The organism is Anoxybacillus sp. FSL W8-0382 (assembly GCF_038003845.1).
GTDB classification, from domain to species: Bacteria; Bacillota; Bacilli; order Bacillales; family Anoxybacillaceae; genus Anoxybacillus; species Anoxybacillus flavithermus_G.
Window position 1 is genome coordinate 2092003 of record NZ_JBBOPX010000001.1, and the last position, 21349, is coordinate 2113351.

The window sequence follows — 21349 nt, forward strand, 5'->3', positions numbered from 1 at the left end:
ATGTCTCATGAATAGATTAGCACATCATCAAGGAATTCACAAGTTTTTCACGATGTTGGGGTTGGCACTTTATTTTTCAAAACCTGTCATGAAGCATCTCGTTCATATCGTGGATGCGATGATTACAAAGGGCTTTTCGGGAACGCTGACCGATCTACATCATGGGAGTTTTCATCCGAACCATCGCACGACACTGAGCCATTTTTTCACGAAAAGCCCATGGGAGGAAGAGACGCTGCTTCGCAAACTCCAACAGTGGGTGCTTCATCGTGTCGAACGCAGCTCGAAACGAGAGAATCAACCCATTTTTGTTTCGATCGATGATACGATTTGCCAAAAAACGAAGCCCTCGTCACGGGCAACGCACGCCATTCAAGGGTGTGATTGGCACTATTCTCACACAGAGAAAAAGTCGATCTGGGGACATTCTCTCGTTTGGCTCATGGTTCATGCGATGACCCAGGCTTTTCCCTTTGCGTTCCGCCTCTACGACAAGGCGGCTGGGAAAAGCAAGGGGGAACTCGCGATCGAGATGCTTTCTTCTTTGGATGTACACCGTCCTGTTTATGTGCTGATGGACTCTTGGTATCCATCGCAAACGCTCGTGGAAGCTTGTCTGAAAAAGGGATTCCACGTCATCGCAATGCTCAAGGCCAATCGGCTTCTTTATCCAAAAGGCATTGCGGTTCAGGTGAGGGAGTTTGCCCGCTACATCGAACCGAAAGACACTCACCTCGTCACGGTGGGAGAAGAGCGTTATCGGGTTTATCGCTACGAAGGCTCTCTCAAAGGTCTCGATGATGCCGTGGTGCTGCTCGCATGGAAAGCCGATCAATCGATGACATCGGAACATCTTCATTGCGTGTTGAGCACCGATCGCGAGCTAAGCGATGAAGAGATCTTGCGCTACTATGCTGCACGTTGGTCGATCGAATGTTTTTTCCGTCAAGCGAAAGACCAGCTGAAACTCGATGGATACCGCGTTCGCGGGCGTCGGGCGGTGAAACGCTACTGGATCTTGGTGCAGCTTGCTTACGTGTACAGCATGTTCGATTCGAACAGTGATGTTTCGGATGGGCTCGATCTCCTGCGCAAGATTACATGGTAATTATTGTGATTAAAATTGCTCAACTACAGTACCTTAGCTATTTTCAATCCAATCCCTTCTTCACTATAAACGATAGTACTAATGACGCTCTTATTTAGAAGGATTGATGATTTTTAAATGTTTGTCAATGAAAATTTTTATCACACTCATACTTACGGACACACGCACAATGACAACAAAATGAGAACATCTTAAGAAATATTCGTGATAATTTGCAACGTTAGAAGAAAGCGTGTTAAACGGCAAACGAACATCATATTGGCACCCACTCATTGTAAAACAAAAAACTGCCGTCTCCAAAAAGGTCGACGACAGTCCCCCCTACTCCAACAACCGCTCCACTTCTTCTTCCGAAAGGTCCGTGACGTTCGCAATGTCTTTTACACTCATCCCTTTTTTCGCCATCGTTTGTACAAGACGCTTCATTCCTTGCTTTATTCCTTGCTTCACCCCTTCTTCTCTTCCTTTTTCTAACGCCTTTTGTTCATAAGAAATAATCAATTCCATCACTTGTTCTTTTTCTTTCGTCTCCATTTCATTCACCTCGCTTCGCAGTCTTCGTTCTTCTTCATCTGATAGTTTCACATATGTTTCAAAAAAGCCAAACAATAACCGTTGTTTCGCTTCGTCTAATTCCATTCGGACAAGCATGCGTAAAAATTGTTTTTTCAATTCTACCCGTTCACTTTCAGTATACCCCATTTTACTTAGTAGTGCAGCGGCGATCGGGTTGTCTTGGCGGATGTAGTTGCGCCAGTTTTGTTTGCGCAATTCGACAGTAAAAAAACGAAAGTCAAGCACGTGGCCAAAAGGAAATTGGAGGGTAAATGTCGATGGCTCGTCGCGGATCGTATCGTAGCTAAATACAGCAATTGGTACAATGTTTTTACGGTACTTTTCAAACAAACGGCTAAAATAAATAAACATCCGTTCGGAAAACGACGATTGAACGTAGCTTTGATTTTCGATATGAACGATAATTAAGCTATCCTCCCCTCTCAGCTTCGTTTCCACAAGCAAATCAACGCGATACTTCTCCCCTGCCACTACAGGGGAGAAACAACAAAAAACCCCGAGCTCTTTCATCGAACTCGGGGTTTGCGATGATTCCGACTGGGCTCGAACCAGCGACCTCCACCCTGTCAAGGTGGCGCTCTCCCAGCTGAGCTACGGAATCGTATGTTGTTGTGTTATCGAACACATTTTTCATTATACGTATCGTTCCCTAGTTTGTCAAATACTTTTTTTAAAAAATTTTTTCGTCATGACGTCTTTCGTCTGTTTTTTCTTTTCTGTAAAAATAGATATTGCCTTCTTTAAAAAAGACATGATATGATAATTAGAAAAACATTTGAAAGGGATGGTGAGCTATGAGACGTGTCACATTAACTGACATCTTCCTTCACCCCATCACCCAAAAATATTTAAAACGTTCAGGCGTCGCGCACGCCATTGCGACCGCATATCATGCGTATCGCCTTGCCTTGCAATATGGAGTGAATGTTGATTTAGCAACAAAAGCCGCATTGCTTCATGATATCGGGCATTATGAATGGTACTCTAATGGAACATGGGACTATGAAACATATAAACAAAACGACATTCATGCGATTAAAGGGGCGGAGCGAGCACATAAACTGCTTATTCGACTCGGTGAACATCCTCAACACGCCAAAGAAATCGCCCTCGCCATTTTGCTTCATACCGATTCGTATCTTCCAGAAGGAGAATTAAAACGAAAGCCGCTCCAAACGATCGTGAAGCTCGCCGATGAAGCAGATGAAGAACCGGGTGGCAAACATCATTATCGCCAAATCGATGACAAACTCGCCTTGAAAAAAATTCAACAACTTGATCGCATGGTCGAACAGCAAATGAAGCGTGACGCGCTCGACCAAATTAGCTAAGGCTAGGCGATGTTCCTAGCCTATACATATGATAACGCCTGTTCCACATCAGCAAGCAAATCATCGGTCGCCTCTAATCCAACACTTAAGCGCAACAAGCCGTCCGTAATGCCGCGGCGATGGCGCTCCGCTTTCGGCATCGCTGCGTGCGACATTTTCGCCGGATACGATAAAATCGACTCGACCGCTCCTAAACTGACCGCAAACACAGGGATGCGCGCATGTTTCACAAACGTCCGCACCGCTTGTTCGTCCTCCAATTCAAACGACAGCACCGCACCAAATCCGCGCGCTTGATCGCGATGAATATCGTGTCCTTCATGAAAAGAAAGCCCAGGATAATATACGTGCGCAACTTTCGGATGATGATGGAGAAACTGCGCCAGCTGCAACGCCGAACGTGAAGCATAATCTAACCGAACGTGAAGCGTTTTTAACCCGCGCAACACGAGCCACGCATCTTGCACGCCAAGCACCGCCCCGAACGAATATTGCAGTTTGCGCAGCTGTTTTGCGAGACGCTCGTCTTTTACAACCGCCAGCCCGGCTACAACGTCGCTATGGCCAGCTAAAAATTTCGTCGCGCTATGCAAAACGACATCGACGCCGAGATCAAGCGGACGCTGCAACAAAGGGGTCGCAAACGTATTATCTAAAAACGTCAAACAACCGTGCGCTTTCGCAAGCTTCACAACCCCACGAATATCCGTAATTTTCAAAAGCGGATTCGATGGCGTTTCCATATAAATGACTTTCGTGTTCGGGCGAATGTGACGCGCTACCGCATCTAAATCAGTCATATCGACAAACGTATGTTCGATGCCAAATCGGCTCAATACGTCCGTGATGATGCGATACGTTCCACCATACACATCATCGGTAATTAATACGTGATCTCCTTTTGACAACAATAAAAATGCTGTTGAAATGGCAGCCATGCCCGATGCGAACGCAAAACCGCTGACGCCCCCCTCCAGTTCCGCAATCGTTTCCTCAAGCGCCTCGCGTGTCGGGTTGCCAGAACGGCTATAATCGTACTTGCCAAACGTATCAAAATCAAACTGATGAAACGTCGATGCATGATGAATCGGGACGCTAACTGCCCCTGTTTGCGCATCAATTCGCCATTTATTATGAACAAGTTGCGTTTGTAAATCCATCCTTTTACACCTCTTTCATGCGTTGAAACGCTTGAGTTAAATCGGCAATTAAATCGTCCGCATGTTCAATGCCGACCGAAAAACGTAACAAACGATTACACACCCCGTTTGCGATGCGAATATCCTCTGGAATATCCATATGCGTTTGCGTTGCGGGATACGTAATAAAACTTTCGACACCGCCTAAACTTTCCGCAAACGTAATCAGTTTTAAACTTTGTAAAAAGGTATTCACCCATTTTTCATCGCGCACGCGAAACGACAACATGCCGCCTCTCCCCGGATACAATACGTCCGTCACATCTTCATGTTCGACTAAAAATTTATATATCGCCTTTGCGTTTTGTTCGTGCTGGCGCATGCGCAGCGCAAGCGTCTTCATGCCGCGAATTAACAGCCATGAATCAAACGGTGATAACACCGCCCCGATCGCGTTATGATACATCGCGAGTTGCTCGCACAGCTCTTTTCCTTTGGCGACAATGAGCCCGGCTAGCACATCGTTATGTCCGCCTAAATATTTTGTCGCGCTATGAATGACGATATCAGCTCCTTTCGTTAATGGCTTTTGTAACACAGGGGTATAAAACGTATTATCGACGATAAGAAGAAGCCCATATTGCTTCGCGAACGTTGCCACCGCTTCAATATCCGCCTCTTGCATAAGTGGATTTGTCGGCGTTTCTAAAAAAATCGCTTTCGTTTTTTCAGTCACATGCGCCTTTACCGCATCGAGATCGCGAAAATCGACGTATGTAAACGACAAACCGTATTTCTTCCACCCTTTTTCAAATAGCCGATACGTTCCGCCATATAAGTCGGCGGAAACGAGAAAATGGTCGCCGCTTTCAAACAGAGCAAACACCGTTTGAATCGCTGCCATACCTGAGCTACACGCAAACCCTTGATCCCCTTCTTCTAACTGCGCAATCGCCTCCTCGACAATACGTCTCGTCGGGTTGCCGGTTCGAATGTAATCGTACCCTGTCGACTGTCCGATCCCTTCATGCCGATACGCTGTTGAAAAATAGACAGGCGGATTGACCGTCCCTGTCACCGTCTCGCTTCGATTGCCAATTTGCGCTAATATCGTTTCCACATGACTCATTCGCTCTCTTCCTTTCTAAAAAAATAAAAGCCTTCAAAGAAGAAGGCTTTTACAGTCGCTTCTTCTTATCTTCCGAATTGAACGCCAATTCGCTGGATTTAGCACCTGACCGCTTTCGGCTGGTTGCTGAAGGTTCATCGGGCCAGTCCCTCCCCTTCTCTTGATAAGAACGTAAAACGGTATTGAATTTTCTGATTTTTAACTAATGTACATCATTTACAACAAAATTGCAACTGTTTTCTTCACTAAAAGTTGTGCTTGATTTTTTCGCAACATGCCCCCCTCGCGCTTGTAAGGAAAAATCAGTGAGTCAATGATTTTTGCAAATCCTTGTCTAGGAGAGCATATCGCTTGTCAAGCACATGTTGTGATGATGAACCCCTTTTTTATATAAAAAACAACAAATAAGTCTTATCTGATATAACGGAACGCATACCTCCTTATATAGGAATATGACAAACCTTATTTTTTACAATAATGTGAATTATATAGAATTTTTGACTATAAATCATGTAAAATATATCTTAAATTATAATTATTACAGAAGAAACAGAAAACGAAAAAGAGATTGTCGTTCAGTTCGATTTGTCTAATCAAGAAAAACACGAGATGAGTATCGTCAATGAATTTGGGAAAGAAATAACCTTTATCGTTGAGCCCTTTATTTTATCGGAAAGCATGAATTATGACAAAGTAACTAATTACTAAGGACGGAGAGCAATGGGATACTTTTCACTTGTAGCCATTATTATTTTTGCATTTTCACTATTTTTTCTTTTGAAATGTGCTTACCAGCTAAAAAAAAATAGCGATATACAAATTAAACAAAACGAACACATTATCCAATTACTAATAGAACAAAATCATAAAAAGAGATAATGTAATAATACATGTTCTCACCTCTTTTTCATGATTAATCACATTCATCGTCATGTTATGCACAACTGCCCGACCATGCGCCTCGGATGCAAAAATCGACAAATCAGAAATATATATGGTACATTAAAAAAAGGAGTGAGATAATGAAAGCACCTGCTTTATTTCTTGCGCATGGATCACCGATGTTAGCGATTGAAGATAGCTCATATGCATCGTTTTTAACAACGCTCGGAAAACAGATGCATCCAAAAGCTATCGTCGTCTTCACTGCACATTGGACGACGCGTCAACCGACCGTTTCGTCGATTGACGGAACGTATGAGATGATTTATGACTTTTCCGGCTTCCCACGTCAACAACCCAATGACTAAGGTCATGGGCTTGTAAGCCCCATGTTGACCAGACCAAGGCTTGAAACAGAGCCTACGTTATAGATGTCATGACACGTTCGGGTGCTTCTCCAGCCCGTTCCTCTGTCGTGCAAGGTTAAACAAGCGTGGTGGGTAGCGCTAGTGTCTTGCACATAACAAGCATCTATAACATGGTCGAGGAGAATATGACCTGCTTTATGCAGAGGAAAGGGGAGAACCCTATGGTTTTTGTGTTAGACACAAACAAACGTCCGCTTGCTCCTTGTCACGAAGCAGTTGCAAGAAAGCTGTTGAAACAAGGGAAGGCGGCGATTTACAGGCGATTTCCATTTACCATCATCTTGAAAAAATCAGTAGACGAATCAGAAATTAAAGCAACATATCGGCTAAAAATCGACTATGGAAGCAGGCATACAGGATTAGCGATTTTGCGAGGACAAGAAGTGGTATGGTTAGGGCAACTTGACCATCGCACAGACATCAAGGAAAGAATAGATAAAAGGCGTGCTTTTCGTCGAGCAAGACGAAATCGAAAAACAAGATACAGAAAACCACGCTTTCTGAACCGCAAGCGAAAGGAGGGATGGTTGCCTCCATCACTAGAGAGTCGTGTGCAAAATATCCAAACATGGGTTAGCCGTCTAAAAAAGTTATGCCCCATTGGACATATATCATACGAAAATGCCAAATTCGACACGCAACTCATGCGAAATCCTGAAATCAATGGTGTAGAGTATCAACAAGGCACGCTACAAGGATATGAAGTACGGGAGTATTTGCTTGAAAAGTTTGGGCGGAAGTGTTGTTATTGCGGAAAAGAAAATGTTCCACTTGAAGTGGAGCATATCATTCCAAAATCGAGAGGTGGAACAGACCGAGTGGATAACCTATGTCTTGCCTGTCATGACTGTAATCAGCGCAAAGGAAGTAAGACAGCAGAAGAATTCGGGTATCCGCACATTCAAAAGCAAGTCAAAGAATCATTAAAGGATGCAAGTGCTATCAACTCGACAAGATGGAAAGCGTATGAAGTGTTAAAGCAGACAGGATTAGATGTCGAGTGTGGAACAGGTGCACGAACGAAAATGAATCGTATTCGTTTAGACTTGCCGAAAACACACTATTTTGACGCTTGTTGCGTGGGAGAAAGCACACCAAATCACTTATATTTCAAAACAAAAGAAGTGTTATTTATCAAGGCAAAAGGGCGTGGTAGTCGTTCACGCACAAACCTAGATAGATATGGCTTCCCAAGAGGTTATCTTGCAAGACAAAAATTCTTCTTTGGCTTCCAAACAGGGGACATGGTTAAGGCTGTTGTCCCAAGAGGGAAATATCAAGGCGTTTGGTTTGGCGAAGTCGCATGTAGAAAGACTGGAAGTTTCGATATTAAAGGCAAGGACGGAAAGCGTATCGCACAAGGAATAAATTATAGATATGTCCAAGTCATTCAGCGATTTGACGGATATGCTTATGGAAAGGGGGTGGCGGAACTTGCGTAAGGTGCAATTCCTCCCCGTGCCTAAAGGCAGGGGCTTCCTTGCGTAAGTTTCGTGAAGATGTGTTTCACTATGAAGAAAAAGCCCCTTATGCGAAACAAGCTGTCCCAACACCAGAACATTTAGCACCGTACTGGATCGCTTACGGAGCAGGCGACCGCAAAGAAGCTCCACGCGTCTTATTTCGAGCATACGAGTACGGAAGCTTAAGTTTAATGGCTGTATCGTTTTAAAGGAGGGGTTCGGATGTGGCAAGAATTTAAAAAATTCGCAGTACGGGGCAACGTCATCGACTTAGCTGTCGGGGTCATTATCGGCGGGGCGTTCGGGAAAATCGTTTCTTCTCTCGTCAACGACATCATTATGCCGCTCGTTGGTCTTATTTTAGGCGGCATTGATTTTAGCGAGTTATCTTGGAAAGTCGGCGAAGCGGAAGTGAAATACGGGGCGTTTCTTCAAACCGTCGTTGACTTTTTAGTTATCGCCTTTTCGATTTTTCTATTTGTCAAACTTTTAAACAACTTGCACGAGCGAATGAAAAAACAAGAAGAAACGAAACAAACCGCACCAACGATGACAAAAGAACAACAACTACTCACAGAAATTCGCGATTTGTTAAAACAGCAAAAAGAAACACCGTAGCCCTCAAAGTTTGGGGGCTTCATTCGCATAATAAGCAAGCCGTTTATATTTCACATTTTCTCCGTAAAAAAAACCGTAAACCCATGCGGATTTACGGCTTTTTTTACGCATTCAACGCAGCTTCTTCCTCGTCGCGCAAGTTGTGCGCAAGGCGACCAGAGGCGCTTGCGGCAACGCTTGCGACTAAATCGTCTAAAAACGTATGCACGCCTTTGCCACGTTTCGTATCAAGCTGCTTAATGATCCCGACTTTATTTTTATCGAGATGACCAAACGTTGTCACCGCGATGCTTCCGTATCCGAGCACTGCGCCGAGCGCCAACGTTTCATCGACGCCAAACAGTCCTTCGTCCGTTTCAACAATCGTCTGAAGCGGTTCGGACAGCATGCCTTGCTCTGCTAGTTTATCAAGCTCGATGCCAACTAAAATCGCATGTTGCACCTCGCGTTTTTGTAGCACTTTTTCGACGCTTTCGATACATTCTGCCATCGTTAGCTCTTTGTTGTAAGGACTTTGCATTTCATATACAATCTCAGCAATGGCTGGAATCGTTACCCCACGTTCTGTTAATAACTGCAACGTTCTTTCGTACACTTCTTTACTTGTCACACGCTTCATTCCTCATCCTCCTCTCGTTCTATCATTATATCACGCAACGACAAAAAATGCAGAAATGTGATACGATAAAAAAGAACAACGTCGTAAAAGGATGGGAGAACATGCAAGAGTTAAAAAAAGTTATTGAAATGGAACAGTATTTTCCGAAAATTTGTTATAATATATAAATATAATGACGAAAGGAGGAAATCGCATGAAATGTGGTATCGCGATTTTTCCATCAAAAAAAATTCAAGATTTTGCAAATTCGTATCGTAAACGGTACGACTCTCACTACGCCTTAATCCCACCGCATATCACGTTAAAGTATGCGTTTGAGGTGGAAGAGGACAAGCTCAATGAGCTCGTTCAACAACTTCGCAACGTCGCGCGCGAAACAGAGCCATTCACGTTGCGCGTCACGAAATTTAGTTCGTTTTATCCAGTCAACAATGTCATTTATTTAAAAGTGGAAAAAACAGAGCCGCTCATCAAACTACATGAAAAATTACATCGTCCACCGTTTATCGAACAAACGGACTATGCGTTCGTACCGCACATTACGATCGCATGCGATTTATCAAACGACGAATATTCCGACGTATTCGGACGCTTTAACATGCAGTCCATCCATTTTGAAGAACAAGTCGACCGCTTCCATCTGTTATATCAGCTTGACAACGGATCTTGGTCGACATACGAAACATTTCATCTCGGAAAGGAATAATCATATGTACGTCAAATACGGACAAGAGGAAACGCTTTGGCGCGACGCCCTGATCGTTCGCCGCGCCGTTTTTATTGACGAACAAGGGGTATCGGAAGAGGAAGAAATTGACGCATTTGAACAAACGTCCATTCATTTCGTACTATACGACGATGACAAACCGATTGCGGCAGGACGCTTCCGAACGATTGACGACGTCGGTAAAATTGAACGCATTTGCGTCCTCCCTTCTTATCGCGGACGCGGCCTTGGCAAACGCATCATGGAAGCGATCGAACAATACGCGAAACAGCACGTGACGAAAGTGAAGCTAAACGCCCAAACACGCGCCGAACCGTTTTACAAACAACTCGGCTATGAAACCGTATCAGGCGTCTTCCTTGACGCTGGCATTCCACATGTGACAATGGTCAAAGCAATCAACATGCGATCATAACGGTCGCATGTTTTCTTTTTCCCTTGGCATACTAACAAAAAAAGCGACAGAAGAAAGGATATCGTGATGAACGAATTTGGACAAATTGCGGTCGAACTCATTGTCGGTTATATCACCTTGTTTATTATGGCGAAAATACTCGGACGGACACAAATTACGCAAATTACACCATTTGACTTCATTTCCGCCCTCGTTCTCGGAGAGCTTGTCGGAAATGGACTATACGATGTAAATGTCGGACTTGCGCAAGTATTGTTCGCAATCGCTCTTTGGGGACTTTTAATTTACGCAACTGAAATGATTACGCAAAAGAAAAAAGAGCTGAGGGAACTGCTAGAAGGAAAACCGGTGATCGTCATTTCAAAAGGAAAAATTTTATATGACGCATTGAAAAAAACGAAGCTTGATTTAAACCAACTGCAACATTTACTTCGCTCTCGCAACGTCTTTTCCATTCGCGAAGTCGAATACGCCATTTTAGAAACAGACGGAACCGTAAGCGTCATGAAAAAAGCCCCATACGAACAACCGACGCGCCAAGACCACAACATATCTGCATCTGAAGCGGTATTGCCTGTGACGGTCATTATCGACGGGGAAGTCATTTGGGACAATTTACGTGAAAACGGCTGGGACGAACAATGGCTGAAAAAACATATGCGCCATGCGGGCTTTGAAAACTATAGCGACATTTTATACGCCGAATGGCAAGACGGCAAAGGCATGCACGTACAATCATACTAACGCTTTTTTAAAGAACGATCTTGAGGTCGTTTTTTCTTTTGGGACGTTTCTTGTTTTTTCTCGTTTGTTGCTCGTTGTATGTTTGTGACGCGCGGAATATGAAGCGGGTTTGAACGAATCGGTGGGATGTGCATACAAATCGCCTCCTTTGTTTATATATTCGCCAACCAACAAAAAACTCCTTTTCTCTTATTGTATGTTTTGTTAACATAGACGTTGACGTTAGACGAAGGAGTTTGACTGATGAATAAGGCGCAATATAACGGCAAATTGTTTGACATTCATACGTTACCAAGGGAAAAATACGAGCTCGTTTACGAACAAAGTTTACGCAACAAATGGACGTGCCCGATGTGCGGTGGAATCGTTCGCTTTCATTTAGCGATTGAACATGCCCCGCACTTTTATCATGTTTCGAATCCGTGCATAAAAAAAGAACGACAACGAGGAAACGCGGTTGCTATTCGACCGCACCAACCGTTTCAAGCGAAAGAAAAAAAACAGACGATCGTATGCGGAGTGTCGCTCGATGCGGATCAATATGAAGCTGTCCGCCACGTCGAAGGACCGCTTCTCGTCCTCGCCGGTGCAGGAAGCGGCAAAACGCGCACGTTAACGACGCGGGCTGCCGCCATGATCGCACATCATCGCATTCAATCGAAAAACATGATGATCGTCACCTTTACGACAAAAGCGGCAAAAGAGCTAGCGGAACGACTGTATGCATACAACCTTGATGTCCTGCCGACAATCGGCACATTTCATAGCTTATTTTATCGCATGTTGCAACATGCCGATCCGTTCCGTTGGCGACATGAGCGGCTCATTCGCGACTGGCAAAAAGAGAAGATGATGAAAGAAATCGGGCGCGACATCGGCATCGATGAGCGCGATTTTCCGTACGATGAAGCGATGCAACGTATTTCATATTGGAAAAATACGCTGACGCCCCTTCACACCATCACCATTGAAAACGAATGGGACGAGCGCGTTGTGCAATTGTACAAACAATATGAAGCGAAAAAACAACAGCTCGAATTGTTTGATTTTGATGATATGTTATACGCGTGCTATGACATGTTGCGGACGGACGAAAGACGATTGCGACAATATCACGAACGGTTTCATTACTTTTTAATCGACGAATTTCAAGACATTAACAGCGTGCAATATGAAACGATGAAGTTGCTTGCGTCACATACGCACCATATATGCGCCGTCGGCGATGACGATCAAGCGATTTATGCGTTTCGCGGCTCTGATTCATCGTTTATTCATCAATTCCAACAAGATTTTCCACATACAAAAATCGTAAAGTTAACGGAAAATTATCGTTCGCCACATCCGATCGTATCGCTTGCCAACAGCATTATTTCTAAAAGTCGCACGCGCATTCCGAAACAAATGAACGCCCAAACGGATAGCGCACATATGCCGATATGTTTCTTTCCGTACGATGAAGAAGAAGAAGCGACGATGATTGCCTGCGACATACAAGAGCGAATGAAACAAGGTGCGAAACCGAGCGATATCGCCATTTTATGTCGCACGAACGCATCGGCGCGCGCCGTCTTTGAACGGCTTTCACAACTTCACATCCCCGTCACGACAGACGGCGATTCGTTTTACAACCGTCGCATCGTGCGCTATTTGTTAAGCTTTTTTCAACTTGCGCTCGATCCAAATGACGAACAAGCAATGACCGACGTCGCCACCGTTTTGTTTTTAAAACAAACGATTATGAACGACTTAAAGGCGAACGCCATTTTACAAGACTGTTCGCTCGTGGAGGCGCTCGCTAAACTCGATCGTATCGCACCGTTTCAACAACAAAAATTGCGCACGATCGCCCCGCTGTTTGCGAAAGTGAAAGAGATGAAGCCGTTTGAGGCGATCGATTTCATTGAAAAAGAAATGGGGTTTGGCGACTTTTTAAAAAAGCGCGGCAACGAAGGTAACGCAATTGAAAAAGGATCCGACGACGTGCGCGATGTAAAAGTTGTCGCGCGCAAATTTAAAACGATTCAAGCGTTTCTATCTCACGTCAAACGCGTTCAAGCATACGCCAATAAAACGTGCGACGATGGCGTTCAACTTATGACGATTCATCGCTCAAAAGGGCTAGAATTTCCAATCGTCTATATCATCGGGGCGGTGGACGGACTATTGCCTCACGATTATGCGCTTGAGGCGTACCGAAACGGCGATGTCGCACCGCTTGAAGAAGAGCGCCGCCTTCTTTACGTCGCCGTCACGCGCGCCAAAGAGCGTCTCTTTATTTCCGTCCCGTCGATGCGCCGATTAAAAAAAGCAAACGCCTCGCGCTTGCTTTCCTTTCTTCAAACAAAAGCAAAAGGCCTCGTCTAAGACTTTTCGCTTTTGCGTTATTTTTTATTTAACATGTTCGCGATCGTATTGAAGTCCATTTGTTTTCCGTTGTTGATAATCGATTGAACAATTTTATCTTCCAATTCTTTCGGCACGTTGCGATTCGCGATTTGCGCCACGCGCTTCACGATATCGCGCACCGTTTTTTCATCTTTAAAGTTCGCATGTTGCAACGAATTGGCGAGCGCAAAAATGTCTTGCATATTCACACCCGTTTTCTTTTCAATGTTTTTAAAAAAATGTTGATCCATCTTCGCTACCTCCTTCACTTTTCTTTTTCAGCATATGAAAAAACAAAAAAAAACGTTCCAAAGGTATGCCCTTTGGAACGTCTCTTCTTAGTGAACGAACGCTGCACCAACGATAATCAACAAGATGAACAACACAACGATCAACACGAATGTTGAACCGTATCCGCCGCCGTATCCGCCGCCGTAGCCACCGTAACCATATCCGCAATATCCGAAGCCCATGAAACTCCACCTCCTTGAACGTTGTCGCTTACATCATATGCATACAAATGAATTTGGTATGGGCGCTCCTATAAAAATTCCCCTCCTTGCCGAAACATCCGCGCGAACTGCTTTTCTTTTTTCGCAAAAAACGCTTCTGCATCGCTCATGTTTGCTTCAAATTGTTGCAATAGCTTACCGTTTATGTTTTCAAGTTTGCTTAGCGTTGCTTCGACTTCTTTCCCCCATGTGTCAAACTCCTTCATGAACGCATCGTGCTTTTGATGTTTGGCGCGCGTATACGATTGCAGTTCTTTTTCCAATCGATCCATCGTTTTTCCCCCCTTGCTTTTTCATACGTAAAAAACGAAAACATGTGCTAAAATAAAAGACGAAATCAAAAGAAAGGACGTGTCATATGGAACGGCTACAAGACGCACAACAATTTGAACAAGCAATCGCATCGGCTACACCTGTTGTCGTGAAATTTTTTACAACATGGTGCCCAGATTGCGTACGAATGGATCAGTTTATTGATGAAGTCATTGCCGCTTACCCACAATTTACATGGTATGACATCAATCGCGACGATGTGCCAGACATCGCCGAAACGTACAACGTCATGGGCATTCCGAGCTTACTTGTATTCCAAAACGGCGAAAAAATCGCCCACTTGCATAGCGCCAATGCAAAAACACGCGAACAAGTCGAGGAGTTTCTGCAAACAATTAAAGGCTGACAAATGATGTCAGCCCTTCTTTATCGAATCTCCACTTTTCCTGTATATTTTATTCTTTCTAATACAGTAAACAACCGTGAATAACAGTCTTGAATCGTTTTTTCATTTTTGATGTTGTTGTATAGCCCAAAACCAACATACGTATCTTTGTAAAATCCAACAAGATAATCGCCCGATTTCATATCATGCGCATGCTCATAGCTGAGATTGCCATCCACAAACGCTAAATATACTTTTTGGGAATCAACAAAAACAAACGGAACAGAAGATTGTAAATAAATATCGGCATACGGTTTTTCAGCTGCCTCTTTCAAATGTTCCTTCATTTTTTGATAAAATTTTTTGGTTCATTATCACAACATGTACTTGACAAATGATGCTCTCTCCTGAACAAGAATGTGAAAACATCATTCATTTGCTTATTCTTTCGTATAAATGTCAGTACAACATGTTATAAAAAATGGTGTACAACTTTTATTTTTACTAAGCTGTTTTACTAAGATATATCCAATAAACAAGTCCAACAAAAATGTTCAATGACATTAAAGTAGTGATGCTAACTCTAAGCAAAGTATAATCTATAGTTTTCCACCCTGTCACAATTATAATTAAAGATAGTCCGATCAGCAGGAAAGTAAACAGAAAACTAAACAATTTATAAACCATATATTGTGTTCTTTCATCGTTACCTTCTCGCTTAATCAAAAAAATTAAAACTAAAAAAGCAGCCAGTGCTAATACTGCTAAAATATTAGTAAAATGAACGAAAGTACCCATTATTATCAAACCTCCTCATTTTTTTTAAACTGGAATACATCATTAATGTCCACTCCAAAAGCATTTGCAATTTCAAACGCTAATACTAACGAGGGTGTGTAGTTTCCCTTTTCAATTGAAATAATCGTTTGTCTACTAACCCCTACTTTTTCAGCTAAATCTTTTTGTGTCATTTTCCGTTCGGCTCTTAAAACGTTGATTCGATTGGATAAAGAGCCGTTGTTCTTTGTCATTTATCACACCTCCATTATGCAAAGATTTCTATATACACATAGTAAAGTATTTTTTACAAAATGTAAAGTTTATTTTACATAAAAACGTTACGTTTTTCACCTAGAACTCGTATACTATCCGAAAATAACTTGGCAAAATGAAATGTTCGCATGTGTCAACGTTAAATCGCTTAACCACTACATGCGACAATGACCCATCGTCCACTTTGCTTTCTATATGTAAGCTGAACCATTTCCCCTTAGAAAAACAAAAATACCGCCCCTATGCCTATTCGCATAAGAGCGGTGTTTATCTTTCACATAAGAAACGGCTTCAATTTTTGAATAAGCTGCTGCATTTGTTTTGCTTGTTGTTCATACATTTGCTTTGCGTCCTCGTCATTCGTTTGCAAGGCGAATAGTTCAAAGTCCGCTTCTGCTTTTTTCATCGAGGCAAGCAATAGTTGTTTTTGTTGCGGTGCTGGTACTTGAATGCGGTCGTCATATAAATCGACGGTCAGCTGGCCGTACGAATCGACTTGCGCTAAAAAGACGTTTTCGATAGCGACGCCCATTTGATCGAGTTGCTGCTTTAACCAGCCGCGGTTTAAGCGCGCAGTTGTGAGCGGTTCGTCTAAAATTTTGCCGTCCATAATGACCGTTTGGGGTTCTTTTTCTCCTGGCACATACGGTTTGATGTCTCCGAGCGTCAACGGCTGTTTGTCGCGTTTTAATAAAATATTTAAATCACCGTTCGCTTCAAGCGTCGCAAATTCCACGTCGGCGACGCGGAACACATCTTTTTTCCGCAGCTGTTCAAGCAATTCGTCCGCCGTATATTTCTCTTTTTTCAAATTATCTTCTAAGATTTTTCCGTTTTTAATAAATACGGTTGACTTTCCTGCGACAAAATCACGAAATTTTTTGCTTCGTAACGAAATTTGCGAGATGGCGACGGGGAAAAGCGTCCAAATTAAAATGCTCGTAATCCCTTCCGTTAATCGAATATCTAAATCCATTGACATCGTGCCAGCAATATCCCCGATCGTAATGCCGGCGATATATTCGAAAAACGACAGCTTTGACAACTGTTTTTTTCCTAACAATTTCGTAATGATGAACAGTCCGATTAAAATGCAAATGGAGCGAATCGCAACTTCTAACCATGCTGGCATATTTACATCCCCTTGTATTGCGGCTCCTCGCGTTCAAGCGTCGATATTCGACCTTTCAGCGCCGCAATCATTTGTTCCGTTTTAAGCATCGCTTCATGAAACGCCCGTTGTGCTTCCTCGTTTGTCGAAGTGAGCGCCAACTGTTGCAGCGTCGCATGAATGGCCTTCATGTTCGCTAAACTTTGCTTTACTTGTGAACCAATGGTCATCTTCCTCTATCCTTTCGGTTTAAATAATAATGCTCCGATAAAGCCGAATACAATGGCTGCCGAAATGCCGGCGCTCGTCACTTCAAACATGCCCGTCAACACCCCGACGATGCCATGCTTTTCCGCTTCTTGCATCGCTCCGTGCACGAGCGCATTACCGAAACTTGTAATTGGAATAGTCGCACCCGCTCCAGCAAAATCAATAAGCGGCTCGTATAAGCCGAAGCCGTCTAAAATCGCTCCGACGACAACGAGCGTGCTTAACGTATGGGCTGGGGTAAGTTTGAATACATCAAACATCAACTGCCCGATGACACAAATGAGCCCTCCGACGACAAACGCCCAAAAAAACATCGCTATCATGAATGATCGCCTCCATATTCAATCGCCACTGCATGAGCAATACAAGGAATCGTTTCCCCTTGTTGAAACGTCAGCGGCGACAAAAGTGCGCCCGTCGCGACGACGAGCATGCGCTTTATCTCTCCTCGCTTCATACGATTCAACAAATGACCGTACACGACCGTCGCAGAACATCCCGCCCCACTTCCACCTGACAACACCGGCTGCCCTTCGCGATAAATGATTAACCCGCAATCTTGATATCGCTCCTCCTCTAGCTCCATTCCGTTTTTCCGCAATAAATCGAGCGAGACGGTGCGGCCAATTTTTCCTAAATCACCTGTGACAATTAAGTCATAATACGACGCATCGACTTGCATATCGCGCAAATGCGCCTCAATTGTATCAACAGCCGCTGGCGCCATCGCTCCCCCCATATTAAACGGATCGGTCAATCCCATATCGACGACGCGCCCGATCGTTGCGGACGTAATGCGCGGACCGTCTCCTTCGCCCCCGACGAGCGCCACGCCTGCCCCGGTCACCGTCCATTGTGCCGTCGGCGGCTTTTGTCCCCCGTATTCCGTCGGATAGCGAAACTGCTTTTCGACCGCTGTATTATGGCTTGCCGCTCCTGTTAATATGTACTTTGCGCCGCCGTAATTGACGATAAACGCGCTTAGTGCGAGCGCCTCCATCGACGTTGAACATGCGCCAAATACACCGAGATACGGCGTGCTAAGCGTGCGCGCCGCAAAACTTGACGGCGTCATTTGATTAATTAAATCGCCACAAATAATAAACTGCACTTGTTCCTTTTCGATGCGCGCTTTTTTCATCGCTTGAAAAAACGCTTCTTCAATCAACACTTTATGCGCTTTTTCGTACGAATCTTCCCCGAGCCAAAGGTCTTCGTGAAGCAAATCAAAATCATCGGCAATCTTTCCGTTCGCTTCAAACGGTCCGCCGACTGTGGCGGTGGAGACGATGACCGGACGGTTTTCAAACACCCACGTACGATGCCCTTTCATCATCCGAGACCACCCCATCTCACCGCAATCGTTTTAATGAGCGCAACGACAAAGGCAGAAAACGTGCCAAATAAAATGACAGGGCCCGCTAATTTAAACATATTTCCACCGACACCGAGCACAAACCCTTCCGTCCGATGCTCAATCGCAGGCGAAATGACGGCATTTCCAAATCCGGTGACAGGCACCGCACTTCCTGCCCCGGCAAACTGCGCCAATCGGTCATATACGCCAAACCCCGTTAATAACATCGCGATAAACACCATCGTCGCCACCGTCGGATTGCCGACTGTTTTTTCTGTAAAGTCGAAAAAGTACATGTAAAAATAAGAAATGGCTTGGCCAATCGCACAAATCAAACCGCCAACAAGAAAGGCACGCACGCAATTTTTTAACACCGGTCGCTTCGTTTCACGCGCTTGTTCAAACTGATGATATTCTTGTTGAACGGGTGTTGAATTTTTTCGTTTTTCGTTTGCCATCATCTCACCTCGCTACGTTTGTTCTTCGCTTAATTTCTGAATGGTCATCATTTTTTTTTCAATCTCTTTTTCACTCATATGCTTCGTTTCGAGTTTTTCTTTTAACGCTTTCGTTTCCCAAAAAATTTTTAAATCGCGTGAAGCGATCACTTGTTTATCGAACGTATCGTTTAACATGCGCTCTATATCTTTTTCAATATCTTTCATACGAAATCGTTGCATATGCTTCACTTGATACGCAACAAGCAGTCGTCCGTTCGCTTCGACCGCCACCGCATCTTTCACATCGCGTCGTGCTTTTAACATATCGACCGCTTTTTTTGCGTGCCATTGGTCGCTTCGACTTGCGCTCCCGTCATGGCTTACGTTCGTGATGTTTTCGTTTTGCAGCGACTGTTTTTGTTCTTTTGGCTCATGTGCACAACCTATGATGAAAAAAAAGAGGATCATTACGAGCAATTGTCTCATCGCATTCACCTTTCTGTTCATGTAATGAGAGGGCGCCCACGATTGGACACCCGACTCACTCACTGTTTGTATTGTGGCTCTTCTTGTTCAATTTCTTGCAGGCGCGGGGACAACATATCAACGATCGCTTGCGTTTGTTGAGCCGCTTGTTGATACAATTGTTTCGCTTGTTGGTTTTCTGTTTGCAGGGCAAACGTTTCAAAACTTGCTTGCGCCGATTTTAATCCAGCTAACGTTTGTTTCACAGAACTTGCAACAGTCATATTGAAAAACCTCCTTTTTCTTTTTCATCCCATAGTGTGCACACATCTCGTAAAGTTATACAAAAAAAATAGCCCCCGAAGGAGCTAACATTTATCGCGAAATCCGTTTCCGAGCGACGGGTTATTGATGATTCCAGCCATGACTAAAATACTTAAAAAGGCGTTCCATAATTGCTCATATTTTCCTAAATCAATATCGACTCCAAACGTTTGCAAAAAAAGCGGTATAAAAGCGCCGATCGCGAGCCATAGCCCGTAATTTTTAAAACGCTCCATCTTCTTCTCACCCCGTGCTTATTGTTTTTTTATTTTTTTTCCACATCCGCAGCCACCCGTTTTTTTGACAGGTGCTGGGGAAGACGTATATACTTTTGCCGACTGTGTTCCGTAAAGCGCCATCGTCTTTTTCTTTTCCATTTTGTAACCCTCCACACATGTAAGATACAATAACATATGAAAAAGATGGAGCGAACGACTATGCGTTTTCCCTATTTCTTTTTTTCCGCAAACGAAAATGGGGTCGAAAGTGGCAGCTGTCCGTCATGCTTTAACGTCTGTTGTCGCTTGATATTGTGCATAAACCATGAATCTGTTCCTTGGGCAAATAACTGTTTGGTCATTTGTTCGAGCTGCTTTTTTAACTCCTCATTTTCTTTTTTTAACCGTTTCATTTCTTGATAGCGCTGTTCACTTAACGCTGCTAATTCTTTTAACAACACATTTTCCGCCCGCAACACGTCTAACTCGTTTTGCATATGCCGCCTCCTCTCTACTACATAACAATTCAACATTGCGCTCATTTATGACAAAAAGATTCCGCACATATCCCTGCACACTTACCTACCTTTCTCATACTATACAGTAGTCCCGATACATGCGACGGGAAAAACTGAAATAGGAGGAACGAGGCATGACGCATCATAAAGAATGTAAAGAAAAAGTGTGTATTAAAACACGCAAAGTGTATGACTGGGTTACTCGTCAAGTCGATGTGCCGTTGCGTAGTTTTTCAAATGGGGATTTGGAAAATATCTTTCCTGAATGCAAATGTCCGCGTGGAGGGCAATCGGTTTGTGATTTCTTCGCGTCCAACGGCTTAAGCGCTGGCGATTTCTCGATTCGCTGCTTTTTAACAGACGATGAAGGAAACCGCATCGATCAAACAGTAGATAACAATGCTCTTATTTGCCAAGAAATTTTGCAACCAGACGGACGCCAACCTGTTCACGTCACTCTTCCATCAGGCGACACAGTTACATTACAAAAAGTAAAAGTGCTCGTAAAAGGCCACGTTGTTGTGCAAGTCGTAAACGCAAATGGCTACGTTGTTTGTGAATCAAATCCAATTCCATTCGCGACAGCGCAAACATTTATTTTATGCGCCCCAGAAGGAACGACGCTTGATTGCCACATTTCATTTTTCGAATGTGACGCTAGCTTAATTTGCACCGACAACTTCTCACAGCTCGATGTATCGATTACATTATGTTTAGAAGTGCAAATGGAAGCCGAGGTAAAACTTGAAGTCGAAGCACGCTACTGCCAGCCGCGCGAAGAAATTTTAGAAGCGACGCTTTGCCCAACAGACAAATTCCCACCGCAATGCCCTGAAGTATTCCCAGCACATTAATG

General features: G+C 43.8%; 30 protein-coding genes, 1 tRNA gene, 3 pseudogenes and 1 riboswitch. Of the genes and pseudogenes, 12 read left to right on the forward strand and 22 right to left on the reverse strand.

The features are described from left to right. Positions 1-7 precede the first annotated feature (7 nt). A pseudogene (locus NSS60_RS10990) lies at positions 8-1096 on the forward strand (IS701 family transposase); the annotation flags it as partial. Between the two features lie 333 nt (positions 1097-1429). On the opposite strand, the gene NSS60_RS10995 reads toward NSS60_RS10990, so the two are convergent. Next, a complete protein-coding gene (locus NSS60_RS10995; protein ID WP_064220971.1) occupies positions 1430-2194 on the reverse strand; it encodes an Rpn family recombination-promoting nuclease/putative transposase in 765 nt (254 codons plus the stop codon). An 18-nt stretch (positions 2195-2212) separates the two neighbouring features. Continuing rightward, positions 2213-2285 (reverse strand) — tRNA-Val (locus tag NSS60_RS11000). A gap of 193 nt (positions 2286-2478) precedes the next feature. Between NSS60_RS11000 and NSS60_RS11005 the strand changes: the two genes are divergently transcribed. Then, positions 2479-3015: an HD domain-containing protein gene (locus NSS60_RS11005; RefSeq protein ID WP_128356832.1), complete on the forward strand. Its 537-nt coding sequence runs from the start codon at positions 2479-2481 to the stop codon at positions 3013-3015. 20 nt (positions 3016-3035) lie between these two features. On the opposite strand, the gene metC is transcribed toward NSS60_RS11005, so the two are convergent. After that, on the reverse strand, positions 3036-4175 hold the full coding sequence (gene metC / locus NSS60_RS11010) for a cystathionine beta-lyase (protein ID WP_004891689.1): 1140 nt from the start codon (positions 4173-4175) through the stop codon (positions 3036-3038). Positions 4176-4179: 4 nt separating this feature from the next. Then, on the reverse strand, positions 4180-5283 hold the full coding sequence (locus NSS60_RS11015) for a methionine biosynthesis PLP-dependent protein (protein ID WP_004891692.1): 1104 nt from the start codon (positions 5281-5283) through the stop codon (positions 4180-4182). A gap of 62 nt (positions 5284-5345) precedes the next feature. Continuing rightward, a riboswitch (SAM riboswitch) is annotated at positions 5346-5453 on the reverse strand. A gap of 852 nt (positions 5454-6305) precedes the next feature. Here NSS60_RS11015 and NSS60_RS11020 point away from each other — a divergent pair. The 4 genes and pseudogenes from NSS60_RS11020 to mscL form a co-directional block, all read left to right on the forward strand. Then, a pseudogene (locus tag NSS60_RS11020) lies at positions 6306-6518 on the forward strand (extradiol ring-cleavage dioxygenase); the annotation flags it as partial. Between the two features lie 236 nt (positions 6519-6754). Continuing rightward, complete coding sequence (gene iscB / locus NSS60_RS11025) at positions 6755-8035, forward strand: RNA-guided endonuclease IscB (protein ID WP_340720851.1); 1281 nt, start codon at positions 6755-6757, stop codon at positions 8033-8035. 53 nt (positions 8036-8088) lie between these two features. Further along, a pseudogene (locus tag NSS60_RS11030) lies at positions 8089-8265 on the forward strand (dioxygenase); the annotation flags it as partial. 13 nt (positions 8266-8278) lie between these two features. Next, a complete protein-coding gene (mscL, locus tag NSS60_RS11035) occupies positions 8279-8674 on the forward strand; it encodes a large conductance mechanosensitive channel protein MscL (protein ID WP_340720852.1) in 396 nt (131 codons plus the stop codon). Between the two features lie 103 nt (positions 8675-8777). On the opposite strand, the gene NSS60_RS11040 is transcribed toward mscL, so the two are convergent. After that, complete coding sequence (locus NSS60_RS11040; protein WP_003395314.1) at positions 8778-9293, reverse strand: phosphatidylglycerophosphatase A family protein; 516 nt, start codon at positions 9291-9293, stop codon at positions 8778-8780. A gap of 193 nt (positions 9294-9486) precedes the next feature. Here NSS60_RS11040 and NSS60_RS11045 point away from each other — a divergent pair, with 193 nt between their 5' ends. The 3 genes from NSS60_RS11045 (at position 9487) to NSS60_RS11055 (ending at position 11179) form a co-directional block, all read left to right on the forward strand. Next, the gene (locus NSS60_RS11045) at positions 9487-9999 is read left to right on the forward strand and encodes a YjcG family protein (RefSeq protein ID WP_004891703.1); all 513 of its coding nucleotides are present in this window, start codon (positions 9487-9489) and stop codon (positions 9997-9999) included. A gap of 4 nt (positions 10000-10003) precedes the next feature. Next, positions 10004-10435, forward strand: coding sequence for a GNAT family N-acetyltransferase (locus tag NSS60_RS11050; protein ID WP_004891704.1), 432 nt, complete (start codon positions 10004-10006; stop codon positions 10433-10435). A 66-nt stretch (positions 10436-10501) separates the two neighbouring features. Further along, entirely contained in the window at positions 10502-11179 is a 678-nt protein-coding gene (locus tag NSS60_RS11055) for a DUF421 domain-containing protein (protein ID WP_064214214.1), read from the forward strand. Here the strand turns inward: NSS60_RS11055 and NSS60_RS11060 are convergent. After that, a complete protein-coding gene (locus NSS60_RS11060) occupies positions 11176-11313 on the reverse strand; it encodes a hypothetical protein (protein WP_192954434.1) in 138 nt (45 codons plus the stop codon). The two genes, NSS60_RS11055 and NSS60_RS11060, sit on opposite strands and share 4 nt — an antisense overlap. A 109-nt stretch (positions 11314-11422) precedes the next feature. Between NSS60_RS11060 and NSS60_RS11065 the strand changes: the two genes are divergently transcribed. Beyond that, the gene (locus tag NSS60_RS11065; RefSeq protein ID WP_340720853.1) at positions 11423-13546 is read left to right on the forward strand and encodes an ATP-dependent helicase; all 2124 of its coding nucleotides are present in this window, start codon (positions 11423-11425) and stop codon (positions 13544-13546) included. A gap of 17 nt (positions 13547-13563) precedes the next feature. On the opposite strand, the gene NSS60_RS11070 is transcribed toward NSS60_RS11065, so the two are convergent. The 3 genes from NSS60_RS11070 to NSS60_RS11080 all read right to left on the reverse strand — a co-directional run bounded on the left by NSS60_RS11070 (position 13564) and on the right by NSS60_RS11080 (position 14351). Continuing rightward, positions 13564-13818: a stage VI sporulation protein F gene (locus NSS60_RS11070; RefSeq protein ID WP_004891710.1), complete on the reverse strand. Its 255-nt coding sequence runs from the start codon at positions 13816-13818 to the stop codon at positions 13564-13566. Positions 13819-13905: 87 nt separating this feature from the next. Beyond that, complete coding sequence (locus NSS60_RS11075) at positions 13906-14040, reverse strand: YjcZ family sporulation protein (RefSeq protein WP_004891713.1); 135 nt, start codon at positions 14038-14040, stop codon at positions 13906-13908. Positions 14041-14108: 68 nt separating this feature from the next. Next, a complete protein-coding gene (locus NSS60_RS11080; protein ID WP_004891715.1) occupies positions 14109-14351 on the reverse strand; it encodes a hypothetical protein in 243 nt (80 codons plus the stop codon). Between the two features lie 86 nt (positions 14352-14437). Between NSS60_RS11080 and NSS60_RS11085 the strand changes: the two genes are divergently transcribed. Then, entirely contained in the window at positions 14438-14758 is a 321-nt protein-coding gene (locus NSS60_RS11085; protein WP_004891717.1) for a thioredoxin family protein, read from the forward strand. A 20-nt stretch (positions 14759-14778) separates the two neighbouring features. On the opposite strand, the gene NSS60_RS11090 is transcribed toward NSS60_RS11085, so the two are convergent. The 13 genes from NSS60_RS11090 to NSS60_RS11150 all read right to left on the reverse strand — a co-directional run bounded on the left by NSS60_RS11090 (position 14779) and on the right by NSS60_RS11150 (position 20472). Continuing rightward, the gene (locus NSS60_RS11090; protein ID WP_230456209.1) at positions 14779-15072 is read right to left on the reverse strand and encodes a hypothetical protein; all 294 of its coding nucleotides are present in this window, start codon (positions 15070-15072) and stop codon (positions 14779-14781) included. 169 nt (positions 15073-15241) lie between these two features. Next, positions 15242-15535: a hypothetical protein gene (locus NSS60_RS11095; RefSeq protein ID WP_019418192.1), complete on the reverse strand. Its 294-nt coding sequence runs from the start codon at positions 15533-15535 to the stop codon at positions 15242-15244. A gap of 5 nt (positions 15536-15540) precedes the next feature. Then, positions 15541-15768, reverse strand: coding sequence for a helix-turn-helix transcriptional regulator (locus NSS60_RS11100; protein ID WP_019418193.1), 228 nt, complete (start codon positions 15766-15768; stop codon positions 15541-15543). Positions 15769-16064: 296 nt separating this feature from the next. Further along, complete coding sequence (locus tag NSS60_RS11105; protein WP_340720854.1) at positions 16065-16922, reverse strand: DUF421 domain-containing protein; 858 nt, start codon at positions 16920-16922, stop codon at positions 16065-16067. A gap of 2 nt (positions 16923-16924) precedes the next feature. After that, positions 16925-17131, reverse strand: a complete 207-nt coding sequence (locus NSS60_RS11110) for a DUF1657 domain-containing protein (protein WP_088223447.1) — start codon at positions 17129-17131, stop codon at positions 16925-16927. Positions 17132-17137: 6 nt separating this feature from the next. Beyond that, positions 17138-17494, reverse strand: a complete 357-nt coding sequence (spoVAE, locus tag NSS60_RS11115) for a stage V sporulation protein AE (protein WP_004891731.1) — start codon at positions 17492-17494, stop codon at positions 17138-17140. Further along, complete coding sequence (spoVAD, locus tag NSS60_RS11120) at positions 17491-18507, reverse strand: stage V sporulation protein AD (RefSeq protein ID WP_064214212.1); 1017 nt, start codon at positions 18505-18507, stop codon at positions 17491-17493. Before spoVAD ends, spoVAE begins: the two co-directional genes overlap by 4 nt. Beyond that, positions 18504-18986, reverse strand: a complete 483-nt coding sequence (spoVAC, locus tag NSS60_RS11125) for a stage V sporulation protein AC (protein ID WP_340720855.1) — start codon at positions 18984-18986, stop codon at positions 18504-18506. Before spoVAC ends, spoVAD begins: the two co-directional genes overlap by 4 nt. A 12-nt stretch (positions 18987-18998) precedes the next feature. Continuing rightward, positions 18999-19454 carry a YhcN/YlaJ family sporulation lipoprotein gene (locus tag NSS60_RS11130; RefSeq protein WP_064214210.1) on the reverse strand — a complete coding sequence of 152 codons (456 nt, stop codon included), beginning with the start codon at positions 19452-19454 and terminating at the stop codon, positions 18999-19001. A gap of 59 nt (positions 19455-19513) precedes the next feature. Beyond that, a complete protein-coding gene (locus NSS60_RS11135; protein WP_064214209.1) occupies positions 19514-19717 on the reverse strand; it encodes a DUF1657 domain-containing protein in 204 nt (67 codons plus the stop codon). 84 nt (positions 19718-19801) lie between these two features. After that, positions 19802-19993: a hypothetical protein gene (locus tag NSS60_RS11140; protein ID WP_004891742.1), complete on the reverse strand. Its 192-nt coding sequence runs from the start codon at positions 19991-19993 to the stop codon at positions 19802-19804. An 18-nt stretch (positions 19994-20011) separates the two neighbouring features. Then, the gene (locus NSS60_RS11145; RefSeq protein WP_269194780.1) at positions 20012-20134 is read right to left on the reverse strand and encodes a hypothetical protein; all 123 of its coding nucleotides are present in this window, start codon (positions 20132-20134) and stop codon (positions 20012-20014) included. Between the two features lie 71 nt (positions 20135-20205). Beyond that, complete coding sequence (locus tag NSS60_RS11150) at positions 20206-20472, reverse strand: hypothetical protein (RefSeq protein WP_064214208.1); 267 nt, start codon at positions 20470-20472, stop codon at positions 20206-20208. A gap of 155 nt (positions 20473-20627) precedes the next feature. Here NSS60_RS11150 and NSS60_RS11155 point away from each other — a divergent pair, with 155 nt between their 5' ends. Continuing rightward, positions 20628-21347, forward strand: coding sequence for a hypothetical protein (locus tag NSS60_RS11155; RefSeq protein ID WP_064214207.1), 720 nt, complete (start codon positions 20628-20630; stop codon positions 21345-21347). Positions 21348-21349 lie beyond the last annotated feature (2 nt).